The organism is Arthrobacter sp. HMWF013 (assembly GCF_003061105.1).
Classification (GTDB): Bacteria; Actinomycetota; Actinomycetes; order Actinomycetales; family Micrococcaceae; genus Arthrobacter.
In genome coordinates this window covers 1-5,511 of the sequence record NZ_QAIQ01000190.1, presented here as the reverse complement: position 1 = coordinate 5,511, position 5,511 = coordinate 1, and the positions used below count along the sequence as shown (strand labels likewise).

The following is a 5,511-nucleotide window of genomic DNA, read 5'->3' as shown; positions in this document are numbered from 1 at the left end:
TTCCGGAGCTGACTCCCGGGACGGGTCCGGCATCCCCGGCTACGGCGAGGTCCTGCTGGGGCGCGCGCCCGTTCTCCCGGCCTGGTCCGGGCTGAACAACCTGGACCAGGTCCTCGAGCAATTGTGGCCCTGCGGCGGGCTGGCCGGTGCAGCCGCACTGACCGGCCAGGGATGGATCGCATGGTGCAGGGGCCGCGGCTCCTATGCGGCCGCCTACCTCGGCAGGGCGCTGGACGAAGAACCGGGCTACCGGCTGGCGGAACTGCTGCTCGAACTGGTCCGGCGGGGCACGCTCTGCGGCTGGGCTGCCCGCAAGGAAGCGGCCTGGCGGAGGTTCGAACCCGGTGCGGCCTAAGGGGCGCCCTTGAGGTCCTGCCGGCAAAACCGTGAGACAATGGTTGCCGAGACCCGGTTGGGTCCGTGAATCAAGTGCTGGTAGTGAGCCCTTTTCGGGAACATTACAGCCGCCCCGGCAGTTCTACTTGTAGACTCTGCCGGCCGTGGTTGCACCTGATGTTCATCACGGACTTGACAGGGTCATAGTGGTGTTGCCCGTATGGTGATTCCACAGACCGCCGCTAGAAAGGTTTTCTGTGACCCCGTCTTCCGCGAAGAAGGAACCCGCCACTCAGGACGATTTGTCCCCTGAGGAGAAGCAGGCTGCAACCAACGCCAAGCGAGCAGCGACGCGGGCAGCCAATAAAGCCGTCAAGGATGCCGCCGGTGATTCAGCCGTGGACGGTAAGCCTGAGCCCAAGAAACGCGGGCCCAAGCCTGGCGCCAAAGCCGCCGCCGAAGCCGCTGGAAAGTCAGCGCGTGGCGCATCGGACTCCGACGATGATGACGTCGAAGAAGACCTCGATGACATCATCATTGAAGCCGGCGACGACAGCGAGATCGATGCTGCCAAGGCCGCTTCAGCCGCCACAGGCAAGGGCTTTGTGTACTCGGACGCCGATGACGACGACGCCCCTGTCCAGCAGGTAATGTCTGCCGGCGCCACGGCCGACCCCGTCAAGGATTACCTCAAGCAGATCGGTAAGGTTGCGCTGCTCAACGCCGAGCAGGAAGTCGACCTCGCGCTCCGGATCGAAGCCGGGCTCTTCGCCGAAGAGAAGATCAACGCCGACGACGGCTCGATGGATCCGAAGTTCAAGCGCGAACTTGAGTTCGTTATCCACGATGGCAAGCGCGCGAAAAACCACCTGCTCGAAGCCAACCTCCGCCTCGTGGTTTCGCTCGCAAAGCGGTACACCGGCCGCGGCATGCTGTTCCTGGACCTCATCCAGGAAGGCAACCTGGGCCTGATCCGTGCAGTGGAGAAGTTCGACTACACCAAGGGCTTCAAGTTCTCCACGTACGCCACCTGGTGGATCCGCCAGGCCATCACCCGTGCCATGGCCGACCAGGCCCGCACCATCCGCATCCCGGTCCACATGGTTGAAGTCATCAACAAGCTGGCCCGTGTACAGCGCCAGATGCTGCAGGACCTCGGCCGCGAACCCACGCCGGAGGAGTTGGCCCTTGAACTGGACATGACGCCGGAAAAGGTCGTGGAGGTCCAGAAGTACGGCCGCGAGCCGATTTCGCTCCACACTCCGCTTGGTGAAGACGGCGATTCCGAGTTCGGCGACCTCATCGAGGACTCCGAAGCCGTGGTCCCCGCCGACGCCGTCAGTTTCACCTTGCTGCAGGAGCAGTTGCACTCCGTGCTGGACACCCTCTCCGAACGCGAGGCCGGAGTGGTGGCCATGCGGTTCGGCCTGACCGACGGCCAGCCGAAGACTTTAGACGAAATCGGCAAGGTCTACGGTGTCACGCGTGAGCGTATCCGCCAGATCGAATCAAAGACGATGTCCAAGTTGCGCCACCCGTCACGGTCCCAGGTGCTTCGGGACTACCTGGACTAAATCAGGCCCACCCAACGCGGGGTCACTTTCCGCCCGAAGTCGAAGCATTTTCGGGCGGAAAGTGACCCCGCGTTTCTTCTTAAGACAAAACAGGACCCCCTCCGGAGGGAGGGGGTCCTGTCCTGATGTGTTTTTCTCTGGTTCAGTCGACGGCCGTGAGGTCAGTCAACTACAACGGGAGCCTTCTCGTGAAGCCGCCCTGTCTCATCGTGCCAGCCGGAGCTCAGGGGCTTCAGCGTAGCCTCGACTCCACGGGCGTGGTGGCCGCAGAAGAGCAGCTCACCACCGGAGGACTCGAGTACAACGCGGACGTATGCCTGTGCTCCGCAGCGATCGCACCGGTCCAGTGCGTTCAGTGTGCGGTCTGCCACTGCTGTTGTCATGTCGGCCTCCTTAGTAGATCTGTACCTCTATGTAACCAGTATTCGTAGCAAAACCGTCGCAAGGATGGGACAAGTTCGCTGTACGCGTAGCCGCAAGAATCCATCAAGGCCCTCACGCTTGATCACGAAAAGGTTACGAGTGGCCCCGTCCTGGCCTCCGCCAGGAGTGGCAGACCGGCCCGCGCGGCCGCGCAGACTAGGCTTGAAGGGGCGCCGGCAGCGCCCGCTGTTCCGTCACTGAAGGAGTTCACCACCCGTGGCACCAAGTTCTGATTACACCGCCCGGCACCTTTCTGTCCTGGAGGGCCTTGAGGCCGTCCGGAAGCGGCCGGGCATGTACATCGGCTCCACCGATTCCCGCGGTCTGATGCACTGCCTGTGGGAGATTATCGACAACTCGGTTGACGAAGCGCTGGCCGGGTTCGGGCACGACATCAAGATCATCCTGCACGCTGACAACTCAGTGGAAATCCACGACGACGGCCGCGGCATACCGGTTGACGTCGAACCCAAAACCGGCCTCACAGGCGTCGAAGTCGTCTTCACCAAGCTGCACGCCGGCGGCAAATTCGGCGGCGGTTCCTATACGGCCTCCGGCGGACTGCATGGTGTCGGCGCGTCGGTGGTGAATGCTCTCTCCGCCCGCCTCGACGTCGAAGTGGACCGCGCCAGCAAGACCTACAAGATGTCCTTCCGCCGCGGGGAGCCGGGCCGGTTCAAGGACCAGGGGAGCAAGCTCGATCCGGCGGCAACGTTCGCGCCGTTTGTGGACGGCTCAGTGCTGGACATTTCAGGCAAAGCGAAGCGCGGTGTCACCGGGACGCGCATCAGGTACTGGGCCGACCGCCAGATCTTCACGCCTGACGCCAAATTCTCCTACGACGAACTGGCAGCCCGGGCACGGCAGACCTCCTTCCTGGTGCCCGGCCTGAAGCTCACCGTCCGTGACGAGCGCCGGCTGCCGGGGACCCCGGGGGAGGCCGGCCCGCACGAAGAGGTATTCCATCACGACGGCGGCCTCTCTGAATTTGTGGAGTTCCTTGCCGCCGATCCTGCTGTCACCGACATTTGGCGGCTGCACGGCTCCGGGAAGTTCAAGGAAACCGTGCCTGTACTCGACGAACGGGGACACAGCCAGCTCGCCGAGGTCGAACGTGACTGCGAAGTGGACGTGGCTCTCCGTTGGGGCATCGGCTATGACAGCACGGTGCGCAGCTTCGTGAACATCATTTCCACGCCGAAGGGCGGCACGCACCAGTCAGGTTTCGAGCAGGCACTGGTCAAGACGTTCCGCAAGGCTGTTGAAAGCAATGCCCGCAAGCTCAAGGCGGGCAACGACAAAATTGAAAAGGACGATATTTTTGCGGGTATGACGGCGGTCCTGACGGTCCGGCTGGCCGAGCCGCAGTTCGAAGGCCAGACCAAAGAGATCCTGGGCACCTCCGCTGTCCGTGCCATCGTGGCCAGGGTGGTGGAGCACGAAATCAACGCCAAGCTCAACTCCGCCAACCGGAACGACAAAGCCCAGTCTGCGCTGCTGCTCGAAAAAATCGTCAGCGAAATGAAGTCCCGGATTTCCGCGCGGGTCCACAAGGAAACCCAGCGGCGCAAGAATGCCCTGGAAACCTCATCCATGCCCACCAAGCTCGCGGACTGCCGCACCGACGACGTCGAACGTTCCGAGCTGTTTATTGTCGAAGGTGACTCCGCGCTGGGAACTGCAAAGCTGGCGCGGTCCTCGGACTTCCAGGCGCTGCTGCCCATCCGCGGCAAGATCCTGAATGTCCAGAAAGCCTCGGTCGGGGACATGCTCTCCAACGCGGAATGCGCGGCCCTGATCCAGGTGGTGGGCGCCGGCTCCGGCCGCAGTTTTGACCTTGCCGCGGCCAGGTACGGCAAAGTCATCCTGATGACGGACGCGGATGTCGACGGCGCGCACATCCGGACGCTGCTGCTGACCCTTTTCTTCCGGTACATGCGGCCCATGATCGACGCCGGGCGGGTCTTCGCCGCCGTTCCGCCGCTGCACCGCGTTGAAGTCATCAATGCCGGCCAGAAGGCCAACGAGATGATCTACACCTACTCGGAGGCCGAACTCCATACACTCCTGGCACGGCTTGCCAAGGACGGCAAACGCTACAAGGAGCCGATCCAGCGGTACAAGGGGCTGGGTGAGATGGATGCCGGGCAGTTGGCTGAGACCACCATGGATCCCCGGCACCGGACCCTGCGCAAAGTGGGCATTGAGAACGCCAAGCACGCCGAGGACACCTTTGATCTGCTGATGGGCTCCGATGTTGCCCCGCGGAAGGACTTCATCATCGCCGGCGCGTCCAGCCTGGACCGGGAGCGGATCGACGCCTGACCGGCGCCGAACGTTCAGCCCAGCAGGCCCGGCACGATCAGGAGTGCCGTGGGCGCGGCGAGCAGCAGCACGCAGCCGGCCAGGACAGCCCCGCGGGCGGCCGCAGGCAGCGGAGGCCGGGGTGTGAGCAGCCGGGTCACCCGGGTAACCGTGGTGCGGGCAGAACCCGAAATGGCCCCGGTCGGCGCCTCCAGCCCGGCCAGGGAAAGGTGCGCGCGGGCCGGCAGGCCCGGCGCTCCCACCGTGGCCATGCCTTCGGAGGGTCCGCTGGCCACGATGGCGATCGCCTTGATAAGCGTGGCTTTGCTCTCGGTCCGCAGCGCCACGTCGTCGGCAAGCATTTCGATAAGCGAGTTCACCGATTCCTGCGCCAGCCGGGTGGTGGGAAGCCAGGGGAGCGCCTGGCGCCAGGCGGCGAACGCCCAGAGCAGCAGGTGATGGCGTTGGCTGAGATGGGCATTCTCGTGGATCAGGACCGCCCGCAGTTCGGCGGGTTCCAGCGCTGCCATCAGGCCGTCCGAAAGAACAGTGACGGATCGGGCACCACCCGGGAGGCAGTACGCCACCGGAGAATCATGGCTGATGACCACAGTGCCAGTCCCGTCCGCGGAGGGCGATGCCAGGAGGGCGAGGAGCTCGCGGTGCCGCCGGCGCTGCCGTTCGATCTTGTAATACGTCAGCAGCAGCGTGAACACCAGGTGGGCCAGGAGCAGCGCCGCGGCGGAAAGCGCGAAAATATGCCAGAAGCCCAGGGCTGTTGTAGGGGCATTGAAAAGGACCATGCCGGCCAGTGCCCGGAGCCCGGCGATCAGGTTGTCACCGATCGGCTCGAGTCCATAGACCAGCATGGCAC

Annotated in this window: 5 protein-coding genes; 3 read left to right on the top strand and 2 right to left on the bottom strand. The window is 63.9% G+C overall.

Features of this window, described 5'->3' with window-relative positions; translation table 11 throughout:
• A partial coding sequence (locus tag DBR22_RS08400; protein ID WP_146187432.1) for a DUF4192 family protein occupies positions 1–355 on the top strand: 355 nt, incomplete at its 5' end.
• 238 nt (positions 356–593) lie between these two features.
• Positions 594–1,910 carry an RNA polymerase sigma factor gene (locus DBR22_RS08395; protein WP_108598647.1) on the top strand — a complete coding sequence of 439 codons (1,317 nt, stop codon included), beginning with the start codon at positions 594–596 and terminating at the stop codon, positions 1,908–1,910.
• Positions 1,911–2,071: 161 nt separating this feature from the next.
• Here the strand turns inward: DBR22_RS08395 and DBR22_RS08390 are convergent, their stop codons facing one another.
• Positions 2,072–2,293, bottom strand: a complete 222-nt coding sequence (locus DBR22_RS08390) for a DUF7455 domain-containing protein (protein ID WP_108598646.1) — start codon at positions 2,291–2,293, stop codon at positions 2,072–2,074.
• A gap of 256 nt (positions 2,294–2,549) precedes the next feature.
• Here DBR22_RS08390 and DBR22_RS08385 point away from each other — a divergent pair, with 256 nt between their 5' ends.
• Positions 2,550–4,658, top strand: coding sequence for a DNA gyrase/topoisomerase IV subunit B (locus DBR22_RS08385; RefSeq protein ID WP_108598645.1), 2,109 nt, complete (start codon positions 2,550–2,552; stop codon positions 4,656–4,658).
• 14 nt (positions 4,659–4,672) lie between these two features.
• Here the strand turns inward: DBR22_RS08385 and DBR22_RS08380 are convergent.
• Positions 4,673–5,511: M56 family metallopeptidase (locus tag DBR22_RS08380; protein WP_108598644.1), on the bottom strand; the 839-nt coding region annotated here is incomplete at its 5' end.

Bases quoted from the DNA above. Each gene is read 5' to 3' on its own strand.
- DBR22_RS08390 (WP_108598646.1), bottom strand. From the start codon at position 2,293: ATGACAACAGCAGTGGCAGACCGCACACTGAACGCACTGGACCGGTGC.